Below are 16,176 nucleotides of genomic sequence, written 5' to 3' on the forward strand. Positions count from 1 at the left end.
CAGGAGTTGCCGTGAACGCCGAACTGCTTCCGGAACGCTTCGCCGAGCAGGCGTTCCGTACCCCGCACGCCGTCGCCGTCGTCGCCGGTGGGCGGGCGGTGACGTACGAGGAGCTGGACCGCGTGTCCGGCCGGGTGGCCCGCTGCCTGCGGGAGCTGGGCGCCGGGCCGGAGACGCCGGTCGGGGTGGCGCTGCCCCGGGGCGTGGACCTGGTCGTGGCGCTGCTCGGGGTGTGGCGGGCCGGGGCCGCCTACGTACCGCTGGATCCGGCGCAGCCGGCCGCCCGGCTGGCCGGGCTGCTCCGGGACTCGGGGGCGGAACTGGTGCTGGCCGGGCGGGAGGCCGCCGCCGCGGTGGCCGAGGCGGGCGCCCGTCGGCTGGACCCGGGCGCGCTGCCGGACCCGGCGCGGCCGGACGCCCCGCTGCCGGTGCCCGCCGCCGACCCGGGGGGCGCGGCCTACGCGGTGTTCACCTCGGGCTCGACCGGGCGGCCGAAGGCGGTCGTGGTGACCCATGCCGGGATCGCGGGCCGGGTCGGCTGGACGGTGGAGCGGCACGGGCTCGGGCCGGGTGACCGGGTGTTGCAGAAGACGACGATCGGGTTCGACGCCGCCGCCTGGGAGATCTTCGCGCCGCTGGTGAGCGGGGCGACGGTGGTGCTGGCCCCGGCGGGCGCCGAGCGGGACCCGGCGGCGCTGCTGGCGGCGGTCGCCGCGCACGGGATCACGGTGCTCCAGGTGGTGCCGAGCGTGCTGCGGCTGCTGGTGGCGGAGGGAGCGGCGGCGTGGGCGGGGTGCGGGGCGCTGCGGCTGCTGTTCTCGGCCGGTGAGCCGCTGCACTTCCCGCTGGTGGCGCGGGTGCGGGAGCTGGCCGGGGCGGAGCTGGAGGTGTGGAACACCTATGGGCCCACCGAGTGCTCGATCGACGCCACCGCCCACCCGGTGGAGACGGGCCCCGGCGAGGGCCCGGTGCCGATCGGCCGTCCGCTGCCCGGGATGCGGGCGCTGGTCCTGGACCCGGCCGGGGCGCCGGTGCCGGTGGGCGTGCCCGGGGAGCTGCATGTGGGCGGGGCGGGCGTGGCGCGCGGGTACGCGGGACGGCCGGAGCTGACCGCCGAGCGGTTCGTGCCCGACCCGTACGCCACCGTGCCCGGCGACCGGCTCTACCGCACCGGCGACCAGGTCCGCTGGCGCGCGGACCGGACCCTGGAGTACCTGGGCCGCCTGGACCACCAGGTGAAGGTGAACGGCGTCCGCATCGAGCCCGGCGAGATCGAGGCCGCGCTCACCGCGCACCCGGCGGTGACGGGCGCGGTGGTGACCGCGTACGAGGCCGACGGCGACGGCGACGGCGGCGGCGGGGGTAAGCGGCTCGCCGCCCATGTCACCGCGGGCGGGGACGTGGACGCGGCCGGGCTGCGGGCGTTCCTCGCCGGGCGGCTGCCGGAGAGCCATGTGCCGTCGGTGTTCCGGGTGCTGGAGGCGTTCCCGCTGCTGCCCAGCGGCAAGGCGGACCGGGCCGCGCTGCCCGACCCCCGGGTGCCCCGGGCCGCCCGCGCCCCGGAGTTCACCGCCCCGCGCACCCCCGCCGAGCAACTGGTGGCCGGGGTGTGGGCGGAGCTGCTGGGCCGGGACCGGGTGGGCGCGGCCGACGACTTCTTCGCGCTGGGCGGCACCTCGCTCCAGCTCACCCGGCTGGCCGCCCGGCTGCGCGCGGCCTCCGGCGCCCGGCTCCCGCTGCGCGGGCTGTTCACGGCGACGACCGTCGAGGCGCAGGCCCGGCTGCTGGGCCCGGCCGGGGAGGCGGAACCGGCGGACGGGGACGCGGTGGTGCCGGTGCGGCGGGACGGGGTACTGCCGCTGTCGTCGGGGCAGCGGCGGCTGTGGTTCCTGGACCGGATGCACCCGGGCAGCCCCGAGTGGGTGGCCCCGCTGTTCCTGCGGCTGCCGGGGGCGCTGCCGCCGGACGCCGTGGCCGCCGCGCTGGACGCGCTGGCCGACCGGCACGAGCCGCTGCGCACCCGCTATCCCGCCGAGGGCGGTGAGGCGCGGCAGGTGATCGACGCGCCGGGCACCTCCCGGATCGAGCTGCGGGTCGAGGAGAGCGGCCGGGCGGGCGTGGCCGCGCTGTTCGCGGAGCAGTTCGCGCGCGGCTTCGACCTGGCGGCGGGGCCGCTGTGGCGGGGACTGCTGGTGCGGGACCCCGGCCCGGAGGGGGCCGGTGGCGCCGGGGCCGCGGACCCCGACGGGGCCGATCGGCGCCCGGAGGGGGCCGGTGCCGATCAGTTGCTCCTGCTCACCCTCCACCACATCACCTGCGACGGCTGGTCGACGGTGCTGCTGGAGCGGGAGCTGCGCGAGCTGTGCGCGGCCCGACTGGAGGGGCGTCCGGCCGTACTGCCGGAACTGCCGCTCCAGTACGCCGACTACGGGTCCTGGCAGCACGCCCGGCTCACCGAGGAGGCCATGGGGGCGGAGCTGGCGCACTGGCGGTCCGTGCTGGACGGCCTCACCCCCATCGAGCTGCCCGCCGACCGGCCCCGGCCCGCCGTGCGCGACCCGCGCGGAGCGGTCGTCCCGCTGCGGGTGCCGCCCGCGACGGCCGCCGCGCTGACCGCGCTGGGGCGGGCGCACGGGGCGACACCGTTCATGACGCTGCTGACCGCGTACGCCACGCTGGTGGCGCGGTGGAGCGGGCAGTGGGACGTGCCGGTGGGGACGCCGGTCGCGGGGCGGACCCGGCCGGAGACCGGGTCGATGGTGGGGTTCTTCCTGAACTCGCTGGTGGTGCGGTGCGGTCTGGGGCCCGGGGTGCCCTTCACCGAGGCCCTGGAGCGGGTCCGGGACGCGGCGCGGGACGCGTTCGCCCATCAGGAGCTGCCGTTCGAGCGGCTGGTGGACGAGGTGCAGCCGGAGCGCGACCTGTCCCGCACCCCGCTCTACCAGGTCGCCTTCGATCTGCACAGCGAGGGCGTCACCAGCGTCGTCACCCGGGACGCCGATCTGGCCGCGTTCACCGAGGCGTGGCAGGTGGCCAAGACGGATCTGTCGCTGTTCATGCGGGGGACCCCGGAGGGCGGTCTCGACGGGGTGCTGGAGTACGCGGCGTCGCTGTTCGAGCGGTCCACCGTCGAGCGGATGGCCCGGCACTTCCTGACCCTGCTGGACGCGGTGGCCGCCGACCCCGGCACCCCGCTGGGCGAGGCGGAGCTGCTGGGCGCGGCGGAGCGGCACCGGCTGACGGCCGGGCTCAACGACACCGCCTGGGCCGGCGACGGCCTGACCGTCCTGGACCGCTTCGAGCGGCACGCCCACGCCACCCCGGAGCGCACCGCCCTGGAGGGCGCGGGCCGCACGGTCCGCTACGGCGAGCTGGAGGTGTCCGCGAACCGGCTCGCGCACCATCTGCGCACCCTGTGCGTGGGCGCCGAGTCCCGGGTCGCGGTGCTGCTGGACCGGGGCCCCGACCTGGTGACCGCGCTGCTCGCGGTCGGCAAGGCGAGCGGCGCCTACGTGCCCGTCGACCCGGGGCACCCGGCGGAGCGGGTGGCGGCGATGTGCGCGGCGGCCGGGGTGCGGACGCTGGTCACCTCGGCGGCGTACGCGGACCGGTACGCGGGCGGCGGGCTGAAGGTGCTGTGCCTGGACCGGGACGCGGCCGTCATCGCCGCCCGCCCGGCGACCGCGCCCGCCCGCACCCGCGACCCGGACCGCCTGGCCTATGTCATCTTCACCTCCGGCTCCACCGGCACCCCCAAGGGCGTCGAGGTCACCCACCGGGGTCTGGCGAACCATGTCGCCTGGGCGGTGCGGGAGCTGGCCGGGGGCGACTGCGGGGGCGGGGCGCTGTTCTCGTCGATCGCCTTCGACCTCGTCGTCCCGAATGTGTGGGCGCCGCTGACCAGCGGGCAGCGGCTGTTCCTGCTGCCGCAGGAGACCGATCTGGCGGAGCTGGGGAAGCGGCTGGCGGAGGCGGCCCCGTTCAGCTTCCTCAAGCTGACCCCGGGCCATCTCGACATCCTCGCCCAGCAGTTGACCCCGGCGCAGGCGGGCGCGCTCGCCCCGGTCGCGGTGGTCGCCGGGGAGCCCTTCACCCGGGCCGCCCTGACCCGCTGGCGCGCACTGGCCCCCGGGATGCGGCTGATCAACGAGTACGGGCCGACCGAGGCGTCCGTCGGCACCAGCGTCTACCCGGTGCCGGACGACGGCCCGGTGCCGCCGCCGGACGTGCTGCCGATCGGCCGCCCGCTGCCCGGGATGACGATGTACGTCCTGGACCCGGCGCTGCGCCCGGTCCCGGTCGGGGTGGCGGGCGAACTGTACGTCGGCGGCACGGGCGTGGCCCGCGGCTACGCGCACCGCCCCGACCTCACCGCCGACCGCTTCCCGCCCGACCCGTACGGGGCCGTCCCCGGCGCCCGCCTCTACCGCACCGGCGACCTGGTGCGCCACCGCCCGGACGGGAACGTGGAGTTCCTCGGCCGGGTCGACGACCAGGTGAAGATCCGCGGCCACCGGGTGGAGCCCGGTGAGATCCGGGCCGTGGTCGAGGCCCACCCGCAGGTGCGCGAGGCCGTCGTCACCGTCCGCCGCCCGGCGTCCGGCGCACCCGAACTCGCCTGCTACGCGGTGCCCGCCGGGCCCGGCGCGGCCCTGCCCGACCTGGCCGCCCACTGCGCGGCCCGGCTGCCCGCCTACATGGTCCCGGCGACCTTCACCGCGCTGGACGCGATCCCGGTGAACGCCAACGGCAAGGTCGACCGCCGGGCGCTGCCGGAGCCGGTACGCGGCGGCCCGGCGGACGGCGAGGTCCCGGTGGAGCCGTCGGGGCCGGTGCAGGAGCGGATCGCCGCGATCTGGACCGAACTGCTCGGCGCCCGGCCGTCCGCGCACGACAGCTTCTTCCGCGTCGGCGGCAACTCGATCCTGGCGATCCGGCTGATCTCGCGGATCCAGCAGGAGTTCGGCATCGACTTCGCCGTCCGCACGGTCTTCGAGGGCCCGACCGTGGCCCGGCTCGCGGCCACCGTCGAGGAGCGGATCACGGCCGAGATCGCCGCGCTCTCCGACGCCGAACTCCTCGACTCCGTGCACCCCACCGACCCCGCCGGCCCGCCGCCGGCCACCCCCGCGGAACCCACCAAGGAGCACCAGGCATGAGCACCGAGCACGGTACCGAGGACACCCGGGCCCTGGACCGGCCGGACGACCGCCCGGACGACCGGCGGGACGACCGGCGGGACCGGCCGGACGCCGGTGACGCGGCGGCGCTGCGGGCCGAACTGCTGCGGCGGCGCCTCGCGGGCGGCGGACCGGCCGCCCCGCGCCGGGACACCATCGCGCGCGCCGACCGGGACGGCCCGCTGCCGCTGTCGCACGGGCAGGAGCAGATGTGGTTCCTGGACCGGCTGGAGCCGGGCAGCGGGGAGTATCTGGTGCCGCTGGTGCTGCGGCTGCGCGGCCCGCTGGACGTGGCCGCGCTGGAGCGGGCCTGGCAGGGGGTGCTGGACCGGCACGAGATCCTGCGCACCCGCTACGCGCTGCGCGGCGACACCCCGGTCCAGCTCATCGACCCGCCCCGCCCCCACCCCCTGGAGCACGCGGCGGCCGGTGACGACGACGCCGTGCGGGAGCTGGTGGAGGCGGAGCTGGGGCGGGCGTTCGACCTGGCCCGGGACCGGCCGGTGCGGGGGCTGCTGATCCGGCTCGGCGCCGAGGAGCACGTCCTCGCCGTGGTGTTCCACCACATCGCCTGCGACGCCTGGTCCACCCAGGTCTTCGGGCGGGAGCTGAGCGCCCTGTACGGCGGCGCCGCGCCCGCGCCCCTCACCGTGCAGTACGCCGACTTCGCGGCCTGGCAGCGGGAGCGCGCCGGCGGTGCGGTGATCGAGCGGCACCTGGGCTACTGGACCGGCCGGCTCGCCGGGCTCGCCCCGCTGGACCTGCCCGCCGACCGGCCCCGCCCGGCGGTCCGCGACGGCGCGGGCGACGCCGTCCCGTTCACCGTGCCCCCGGCGCTCGCGGACCGGCTGCGCGCCCTGGCGACCGACCGGGACTGCACCCCGTTCATGCTGTTCCTGGCCGCCTTCCAGACCCTGCTGTCCCGCTGGACCGGCCGCGACGACCTCGCGGTCGGCACCGTCGTCTCCGGGCGCGGGCGCCCCGAACTCCAGCAGGTCATCGGGTACGGCATCAACAGCCTGGTGATGCGCGGCGACCTCTCCGGCGACCCGGCGTTCACCGAGCTGCTGGCCCGCACCCGCGCCACCGTCCTGGACGCCTACGACCACCAGGACGTGCCCTTCGCCCGGATCGTGGAGGCCCTCGCCCCCGAGCGGGACCTGTCCCGCACCCCGCTGTTCCAGGTGGCGTTCACCCTGCACGGCGACCGGGGGGCCGCGTTCGCGCTGCCCGGCGTCGACGCCGAGCCGTTCGCGGGGTCGGGGCGGGTCGCCAAGTTCGATCTGGACCTCCAGCTCCGCGAGGGCGCCGACGGTGCCCTCGGCGGGCATCTGGAGTACGCCACGGCCCTGTTCGACCGGGCGACCGTCGAGCGGCTGCGCGGGCATCTGCTGCGGCTGCTCGACTCGGTCGCCGCCGACCCCGGCGCCCCGCTGTCCGCGCTGGAGATCCTGGACGCCCCCGAACTCGCCCTGGTCACCGGCCCGGCCCCGCGCCCGGTCCGGGTCACCCGGCGGGTCCACGAACGCTTCGCCGAGCAGGCCGCCCGCACCCCGGACGCGGTGGCCGTCACCTTCGGGGACACCCATCTCACCTACGCCGCGCTCGACGCCCGCGCCAACCGGATCGCCCACGCCCTGATCGCCCGGGGCGCCGGTCCGGAGACCCTGGTGGGCCTCGCCCTGGACCGGGGCCCCGAGCTGATCCCGGCCCTCCTCGGCATCCTCAAGTCCGGTGCGGGCTACCTCCCGCTGGACCCGGCCAACCCCGCCGACCGGCTCGCGTACATCGTCCGCGACGCCCGGGCCCCCCTCGTCGTCACCACCCGCGCCCACGCCCCCCTGTTCGACGGGGTCATCGAGGGAGCCGGGAGCGAGACGGGCACCCTGCTCCTGGACGACCCCGCCGAGGCCGCCGCCCTCGCCGCCCGCCCCGCCACCGCCCCCGACGCCCCCGGCAGCCCCGAGCACCTCATCTACACGATCTACACCTCCGGCTCCACCGGCCGCCCCAAGGGCGTCGCCCTCACCCACGCCAATGTGTCCCGCCTGATGGACCGCGGCCACGAGCACTTCGCCTTCACCGCCTCCGACGTGTGGACCCTGTTCCACAGCTACGCCTTCGACTTCTCGGTGTGGGAGATGTGGGGCGCGCTGCTGTACGGGGGGCGGCTGGTGGTCGTCCCCGATGCGGTGGTGCGCGCGCCGGAGGAGTTCGCCGCGCTGCTCGCCCGTGAGCGGGTCACCGTCCTCAACCAGACCCCGACCGCCTTCCGGGCGCTCACCGCGACCGCCCCAGAAGGGCTGGCGCTGCGCGCGGTCGTCTTCGGCGGCGAACGCCTCGACCCGGCCGATCTGCGGCCCTGGACCGACCGCTTCGGCCCGGAGCGCACCGCGCTGGTCAACATGTACGGGATCACCGAGACGACCGTCCACACCACCTTCCACCGGATCAGCGCCGCCGATCTCGCCGCCCCGCACACCAGCCCCGTCGGCGCCCCCCTGCCCGACCTGGGGATCTGTCTGCTGGACGGGCACGGCCGCCCGGTCCCGCTCGGGGTCCCCGGCGAGATCTGCGTGGCCGGGGCGGGGCTCGCCCGCGGCTACCTCCACCGCCCCGGCCTCACCGCCGAACGGTTCGTCCCGAACCCGTACGGCCCGCCCGGCTCCCGGCTCTACCGCAGCGGCGACCTGGCCCGGCGCCGCCCGCACGGCTCCCTGGAGTTCCTCGGCCGGATCGACGACCAGGTCAAGATCCGCGGCTTCCGGATCGAGCCCGGCGAGATCGCCGCCACCCTCGCCGCCCACCCCGCCGTCCGCGACGCGGTCGTCCAGGTCCGCGAGGACACCCCCGGCGACCCCCGCCTGGTCGCCTACGTCACCCCGGCCGACGGCACGGACCCCGAGCCCGGCGCCCTGCGCGCCCACACCGCCGCCCGGCTGCCCTCCTACATGGTCCCGGCCGCCGTCGTCGTCCTGCCCGCGCTGCCGCTGACCACCAACGGCAAGCTCGACAAGGGCGCCCTGCCCGCGCCGGACCGGGCCGCGCTCGGCACCGACACCTTCGTCGCGCCCCGCACGGTCGCCGAGGAGCGGATCGCCGCCGTCTGGGCGGAGGTCCTCGGGGTGGAGCGGGTCGGTGTCGAGGACGGCTTCTTCGACCTGGGCGGCCACTCCATCCGCGCGGTCGCCGTCGTCGGCCGGCTGCGCGCGGCGGGCTACGACCTGACCGTCCGGGACGTCTTCGAGCACCGCACGGTCGCCCGGATCGCCGAACTGGTCACCGGGCGGCCCGCGCCCACCGACCCCGGCCGCGCGGTCGCCCCGTTCGCGCTGCTCGGCGCCGAGGACACCGCCCGGCTCCCGGCGGGCCTCGCCGACGCCTACCCGCTGTCCCAGGTGCAGCTCGGCATGGTCGTCGAGATGCTCACCGACGACGGCAGGCACCCGTACCACAACGCCACCGCGTTCCGGATCCGCGACGAACGGCCCTTCTCCGCCGCCGCGCTGCGGGCCGCCGCCGCGGCCGTCACCGCCCGCCACGACGTGCTGCGCACCTCCTTCGCCCTGACCGGCTACTCGGTGCCGATGCAACTGGTGCACGCCGAGGCGGAGATGGGCGTCGGGGTCACCGACCTCTCCCACCTCCCCGAGAGCGAACTCCTCGCCGAGCTGACGGCGTTCGTCGCCCGGGAGCGCGCCGCGCTGTTCGATCTCGCCGCCCCGCCGCTGCTGCGGCTGCACGCCCATGTCGCCGGGGACGGGAGCTGGTGGCTCACCAACACCGAGTGCCACCCCATCCTGGACGGCTGGAGCCATCACTCCCTGCTGATGGAGATCCTGCGGGAATACGAGACGGCCCGGGACGACGACGGCGGCGGCGACCCGGCACCGGCCCAGATACCGGCCCGGACACCGGCCCAGATGCCGGCCCAGGCACCGAACCGGGCCCAGGCACCGGCCGGCGGCCCGCGCTTCGCCGACTTCATCGCCGCCGAACGGGACGCGCTGGGCTCCGCCGGGGCCCGCGCCCACTGGCAGAAGGTCGTCGACGACCACGCCCGGCTGTCCGTGCCCGCCGCCTGGCGGGGCGACCCGGACGCCGAGGGCGCCCCGCACCGCGTCGCCGTGCCCTTCCACGACCTGGAGGACCGGCTGCGCGCCCTCGCCACCCGGGCGGGCGCCTCCCTGAAGAGCGTGCTGCACGCCGCCCACCTCAAGACCCTCGGCATGTGCACCGAGGAGGAGCGGTTCTTCACCGGGCTGGTGTGCAACGCCCGCCCCGAGGTGCTCGGCGCCGACCGGGTCCACGGCATGCACCTCAACACCCTGCCCTTCCCGCACGACCGCACCGCCGCCACCTGGCGGGACCTGGTCGCCCAGGTCTTCGCCCGCGAGGTCGCCCTCTGGCCGTACCGCGCCTTCCCGATGCCCGTCATCCAGCGCGAACTCGCCGACGGCGAGCGGCTGGTGGAGATGCGGTTCAGCTACCACGACTTCGACCAGGTCGACCACGACCGGGTCGACTACCTCGCCAGCATCGACGACAGCCCCACCGAGTTCTCCCTCGGCGTCTCCGCCCGCATCGGGCATCTGGTGCTCACCGCCTCGCCGCGCCTGCTCAGCCGGGCCGGCACCGACCGGCTCGCCGCGATGCTGCGCCGGGTGGTCGAGGCGATGGCCGCCGACCCGGACGGCGACGCCCGCGCGGCCCTCCTCCCGGCGGGCGAGCGCGAGCGGCAGCTCACCGAGTGGAACGACACCGCCCGCGCCGAGAACACCACCGACGTCCTGACCCGCTTCGAGGAGCGGGCGGCGCGGACCCCCGACGCGGTCGCCGTCCGCCACGCCGGACGGGCCACGACCTACGGCGACCTCGACGCCCGCGCCGACCAACTGGCCCACCACCTCGGGCGGCTCGGCGTCGGCGCCGAGACCCGGGTGCTGGTGGCGCTGGAGCGCGGCCCGGAGCTGGTCACCGCGCTGCTCGCGGTGTGGAAGGCGGGCGGCGCCTATGTCCCCGTCGAACCCGGCACCCCGGCCGCCCGCGTCGCCGCGATCGCCGCCACCGCCGGGGCGGCCGTCACCCTCACCGAACTGCCGGACCTCACCGGCCTCCCCGCGACCCGACCGGCCCGGACCGACGACCCGGACCGGCTGGCGTACGTCATCTTCACCTCCGGCTCCACCGGCACCCCCAAGGGCGTCGAGATCACCCACCGGGGCCTGACGAACCATGTCGCCTGGGCGGCCCGGGAGCTGGCGTCACGCGGCCCGGGCGGCGCCCCGCTCTTCTCCTCCGTCGCCTTCGACCTGGTCGTCCCCAACCTCTGGGCCCCCCTGGTCACCGGCCGGCCGGTGCACACCGTCGGCCACGACCTCGACCTGGCCGACCTGGGCAGCGCGCTGACCGCCGGGGCCCCGTACAGCTTCGTCAAGCTCACCCCCGGGCATCTGGACGTCCTGTCCCGGCAGCTCACCGCATCCGAAGCGCGGGAGCTGGCGCCGGTGCTGGTGGTGGCGGGCGAGGCGTTCACCGGGGCCGCCCTGGAGCGCTGGCGGGCGCTGGCCCCGGACACGGAGCTGATCAACGAGTACGGCCCCACCGAGACCTCCGTCGGCGCCACGATCCACCCGGTCACCGAACCCGCCGCCGGGGACGAGGTGATCCCCATCGGCCGCCCGCTGCCCAACACCCGGACCTACGTCCTCGATCACGCCCTGCACCCGGTGCCGGTCGGGGTCCCCGGCGAGCTGTACATCGGCGGGACCGGAGTGGCGCGCGGCTACGCGGGCCGCCCCGATCTCACCGCCGACCGCTTCCTCCCCGACCCGTACGGCACCGCCCCCGGCGCCCGTCTCTACCGCACCGGCGACCTGGTCCGCCACCGCCCCGACGGGGCGATCGAGTTCCTCGGGCGGATCGACGACCAGGTCAAGATCCGGGGCCACCGGATCGAGCCCGGCGAGATCCAGGCGGTGCTGACCGGGCACCCGGCCGTGGCGCAGGCGTATGTCACCGTCCACGAAGGGGAGCTGGCCGCCTACTACGCCCCGGCCACCGCCGAACCCGCCGCCGTGCGGGCCCATCTGGCGGAGCGGCTGCCCGACTACCTGGTGCCCGCCGCCCTGGTGCCGCTGGACGCGCTGCCGCTGAACGCCAACGGCAAGGTCGACCGGCGTGCCCTGCCCGCCCCCGGCCCCGCGCCGGAGACCGTCGCGGCGACCGCGCCCCGCACCCCGGCCGAGGAGCGGATCGCCCGGGTGTGGGCGCAGGTGCTGGGCCGCGAACGGATCGGCGTCGAGGACGACTTCTTCGAGATCGGCGGCCACTCCATCCGGGCCGTCGCCCTGGTCGGCGGACTGCGCGCGGGCGGCTTCGACGTCGGCGTCCGGGACGTCTTCGAGCACCGGACGGTGGCCGGGCTCGCCGAGCACCTCACCGGACGCCCCGCCCGCACCGAGGTGGACACCCCTGTCGCCCGGTTCGCGCTGATCGCCCCCGAGGACCGGGCCGCGCTCCCGGCCGACGCGGTCGACGCCTACCCCCTCACCCAGGTCCAGCTCGGCATGGTCCTGGAGATGATGGCCGACGGCACCCAGCACGCCTACCACAATGTGTCGTCGTTCCGGATCACCGAGGCCGAGCCGTTCGCCGCCGACGCCCTGCGCGCCGCCGTGCGGACCGTCACCGGGCGGCACGAGATGCTGCGGACCTCCTTCCATCTCGAAGGGCACGCCCAGCCGCTCCAGGTGGTGCACGCGGACGCCGCGATCCCGGTGGCCGTCGCCGATCTGCGCGGTCTGGACGAGGAGGGGCGGCGGCGGGCGGTCGCGGAGTTCCTGGCCGCCGAACGCGCCGACCTGTTCGATCTGGAACGGGCCCCGCTGCTGCGGATGACCGCCCACGTCGAGGACGACGGCTGGCGGCTCGGGCTGACCGTCTGCCACGCCATCACCGAGGGCTGGAGCCATCGCGCGCTGCTGATGGAACTGCTGGACGAGTACCGGCGGATCCGGGACGGGGCCGAACCGTCCGGCGCCCCGCTCCCCGCCGTGCGCTACGCCGACTTCGTCGCCGCCGAACTGGCCTCCCTGGACTCGCCGCGCGACCGCGCCCACTGGCGGGCCGTGACCGACGGCCACGCCCGGTTCGCGCTCCCCGCGGCCTGGGCGGGCGACCGGGGCGCCCCCCGCGAGCGCTACCGGGTGGCGGTGGAGCTGAAGCCGTACGAGGCGGGGCTGCGCGCGCTCGCCGCCCGCACCCGGGTGCCGCTGAAGAGCGTGCTGCTGGCCGCGCATCTGACCGCGCTGAGCCTGCTCACCGAGGAGCGCCGGTTCCACTCCGGGCTGGTCTTCAGCGCCCGCCCCGAGGCGCCGGGCGCCGACCGCGTCTACGGCATGTACCTCAACACCCTGCCCTTCGCCTTCGACGCCGGGCGCGAGCGGAGCCGGGCGGAGCTGGTGCGGGAGGTGTTCGCGCACGAGGCGGGCATGTGGGAGTACCGGCGCCATCCGATGCCGGCCATCCAGCACGCGGCCGGGGTGCCCCGGCTGCTCGACGTCCGCTTCAGCTACCAGGACTTCGACCATGTCGACGCCGGGCGGGTGGACCTCGCCGACAGCGCCGGGGAGGCGGCGACCGAGTTCGATCTCGCGGTGTCGGCGGTCGCCGGGTACCTGGTGCTGACCACCCACACCCACGCCCTGTCCCGCCCGGACGCCGACCGGCTGACCGCGCTGTACGCGGCCGTGCTGGAGGCGATGGCCGGCGACCCGGACGGCGACGCCCGCGCGGTGCCCCTGCCCGAGCCCGGCTTCCCGGCGGCCGGCGCCACCCCGCCCGAGGAGGCGACGGCCCCCTCCGTGCTGCGCCGCTTCGAGGAGCGGGCCGCCCTCGCCCCGGACGCCCCCGCCGTGACCCTGGGGGAGCGGACGGTGACCTACGCCCAGCTCGACGCGCACGCCGAGCGGCTCGCGGGGGCGCTGCGGGCGAGGGGCGTGGGCGCGGAGGCCCGGGTCGCGGTCCAGCTCGACCGGGGGCCGGAGCTGATCGCCGCGCTGCTCGCGGTGTGGAAGGCGGGCGGGGCGTACGTCCCGGTCGACCCGTCCTACCCCGCGCGCCGGGTGGCGGCGATCCTGGCGGCCTCGGGCGCCCGGGTGGCGCTCACCGCCCCGCAGTACGCGGACCGCTACCCCGGCGTCGAGGTCCTGACCCCGGACGCGGCCCCGGCCCGCCCCGCGACCCCGCCCGAGCGCGGCCCCGAGCGCGGCCCCGACCTCGACCCCGACCGCCTCGCCTACGTCATCTTCACCTCCGGCTCCACCGGCACCCCCAAGGGCGTCGAGATCACCCACCGCGGCCTGACGAACCACATCGCCTGGGCCGCCCGGGAGCTGGCCGGGCGCGGCACGGGCGGCGCCCCCCTCTTCTCCTCCGTCGCCTTCGACCTCGTCGTCCCCAACCTCTGGGCCCCCCTGGTCACCGGGCAGCGGGTGTTCACGGTGGCGCAGGACACCGGCCCGGGTGAGCTGGGCCGGGCGCTGACCGCCGGGGCGCCCTACAGCTTCGTCAAGCTCACGCCCGGTCATCTCCAGCTCCTGTCCGAGCAGATGACGTCCGAGCAGGCGGAGAAGCTGGCGGCGGTCATGGTGGTCGCCGGTGAGGCCCTGCCCGGCACGGCCGCCGACCGCTCGCTGGACATCCTCGGCCCGGGACGCCTGATCAACGAGTACGGCCCCACCGAGACCTCCGTCGGCGCCACGATCCACCCGGTGACCGAACCGTCCGGCGAGGAGGTGGTCCCCATCGGCCGCCCCCTGCCCGGTATGCGGACCCACGTCCTCGATCACGCCCTGCGCCCGGTGCCGGTCGGGGTCCCCGGGGAGCTGTATGTCGGCGGCACGGGTGTGGCGCGCGGGTACGCGGGCCGCCCCGACCTCACCGCCGACCGCTTCCTCCCCGACCCCTGGGGCCCGCCGGGCACCCGGATGTACCGCACCGGGGACCTGGTCCGCCACCGCTCCGACGGGGCCGTCGAGTTCCTCGGGCGGATCGACGACCAGGTCAAGATCCGCGGCCACCGGGTGGAACTCGGTGAGGTCCAGGCCGTGCTGAGCGGCCACCCGGCCGTGCGGGAGGCGTTCGTCACCGTGCACGAGCCGGTGCCCGGGGACCGGCGGCTGGTCGCCTACTGGACGGCGGACGGCACCGGGACGGCCGGGCCGGACGAGCTGGCCGCGTACTGCGCGGAGCGGCTGCCCGCGTACATGGTCCCGGCGGCCTCGGTCGCCCTGGCCGCGATGCCGCTGAACGCCAACGGCAAGGTCGACCGGCGGGCGCTGCCCGTCCCGGACCGGGGCGCCCTGCGCACCGGCACCGAGCACCGGCCGCCGGGCACCCCGACCGAACGGGCCCTCGCCGCCATCTGGTCGGACGTGCTGGGCGTCGCGGAGATCGGCGTGCACGACAGCTTCTTCGGGCTGGGCGGGCACTCCCTGCTGATGATCAAGGTGCTGGCGGCGGCCCGCGCGGACGGACTGCCGGTCTCCATCTACCGCATGTACCAGCACGACACCCTGAGCGAGCTGGCGGCGGCGGTGGACGAGGACATCCGGGCCGCCCGGCCGGAACCGGAATCGGAATCGGCACCGGCACCGGCACCGGCACCGGAAAGCGCCCCCTCGGGGACCGTCCAGGTGCCCGCCGAACTCCTCGCCCGGCTCCTCGGGCAGGCGTCGGGGAACGACCCGGCGGCGGTCGCGCAGGCCGCCGCGCTGATCGGAACCGCCCCGGCGGGAACGGCCGTCGAGGGGCTGGCGTCGGTGATGGCCGACCACAACGTCCCCGGCACCGCCCTCGCCGTGCTCCGCAACGGCGAGATCACGGCCGTCGAGGGGCACGGGGTGCTGCGCGCGGGCGGCGCCGAACCGGTCACCGGGCGGACCCTGTTCCAGGTCGGCTCGCTGAGCAAGCACGTCACCGCGCTGATCACGCTGCGGCTGGCGCACGAGGGCGTCCTCGGCCTGGACGACGACATCGCCCGCCATCTGATGTCCTGGCACCTGGCCGACGACCCGGCCGCGCCCGGCCCGGTCACCGTCCGCCAGTTGCTCGGCCACCGGGCGGGCCTGGCCCGGCACCGCAGTGTCGGGTTCCGGCCGGGCGAGCCGCTGCCGTCGCTGCGGGACCTGCTGACCGGGCGGCCCCCGGTGAGCAGTGCCCCGGTGCGGCGCGAACTGGTGCCGGGCGAGGTGTTCCGCAAGTCCAGCACCCACTACTGGGTGCTCCAGCAGGTGCTGGAGGACGCCACCGGGGAGCCCTTCGAGGCGCTCGCCCGGCGCACGGTCCTCGATCCGCTGGGCCTCGCCGACAGCGGCTTCGACCAGGACCGCCCGCTCACCGCCGGACTCCCGGTGGCGCTCGGGCACGACGCCCACGGCGACCCGCTGGAGGGCGGCTGGCGGCGGCGCGCGCATCTGGCCGCGGCGGGCCTGTGGACGACGGCCGCCGACGCGGCCCGGTTCACCGTCGCCGTCCGGCGGGCGCTGCTCGGCGCACCGGACGCGCTGGTGCCCGAGGCGCTGGCCCGGGAACTGCTCGCCGGGGAGACCGGCACGTTCTACGGGCTCGGCACGATCGTCGACGACAGCGGCGACGACCTGGAGTTCGGGCACGGGGGCGAGCCGTCCGGCTACTGGACCATGGCGATCTCCCGGCTGCACGGCGGCACCGGGTTCGTCGCCCTGACCAACGCCGACTCCGGCAAGGCGGTCGTCAAGCACCTCACCGCCGAACTCGGCCGGGACGACGGGGCGTTCGGCACCGGGCGGCTGGCCGGGGGCTGGCGCGCGGCGGGCGGCCCGGACGCGCCCGGCAGCGGCGGCGCCCTGCCGGAGGTCCTCGCCCCGGTCGTCACGGACGAGGACCGCGCCGCCGGGAGCCGCTCCGCCGGGGAGCCGCGATGACGTCCGCCCGCCCCGGAACCCGCATCCCG

Annotated in this window: 2 protein-coding genes; both read left to right on the top strand. The window is 76.8% G+C overall.

Annotated elements, in window-relative coordinates:
* Window positions 1–11 precede the first annotated feature (11 nt).
* Window positions 12–5,159 (top strand): amino acid adenylation domain-containing protein, encoded by a 5,148-nt coding sequence (locus AB0O01_RS25345; protein WP_365316764.1) that lies wholly within the window; start codon window positions 12–14, stop codon window positions 5,157–5,159.
* Complete coding sequence (locus AB0O01_RS25350; RefSeq protein ID WP_365316766.1) at window positions 5,156–16,147, top strand: amino acid adenylation domain-containing protein; 10,992 nt, start codon at window positions 5,156–5,158, stop codon at window positions 16,145–16,147. The genes AB0O01_RS25345 and AB0O01_RS25350 overlap by 4 nt, the downstream gene beginning before the upstream one ends.
* The last annotated feature ends 29 nt before the right edge of the window (window positions 16,148–16,176 follow it).

The sequence above is a fragment of the Streptomyces sp. NPDC093252 genome, from assembly GCF_040683675.1.
GTDB lineage: Bacteria > Actinomycetota > Actinomycetes > Streptomycetales > Streptomycetaceae > Streptomyces.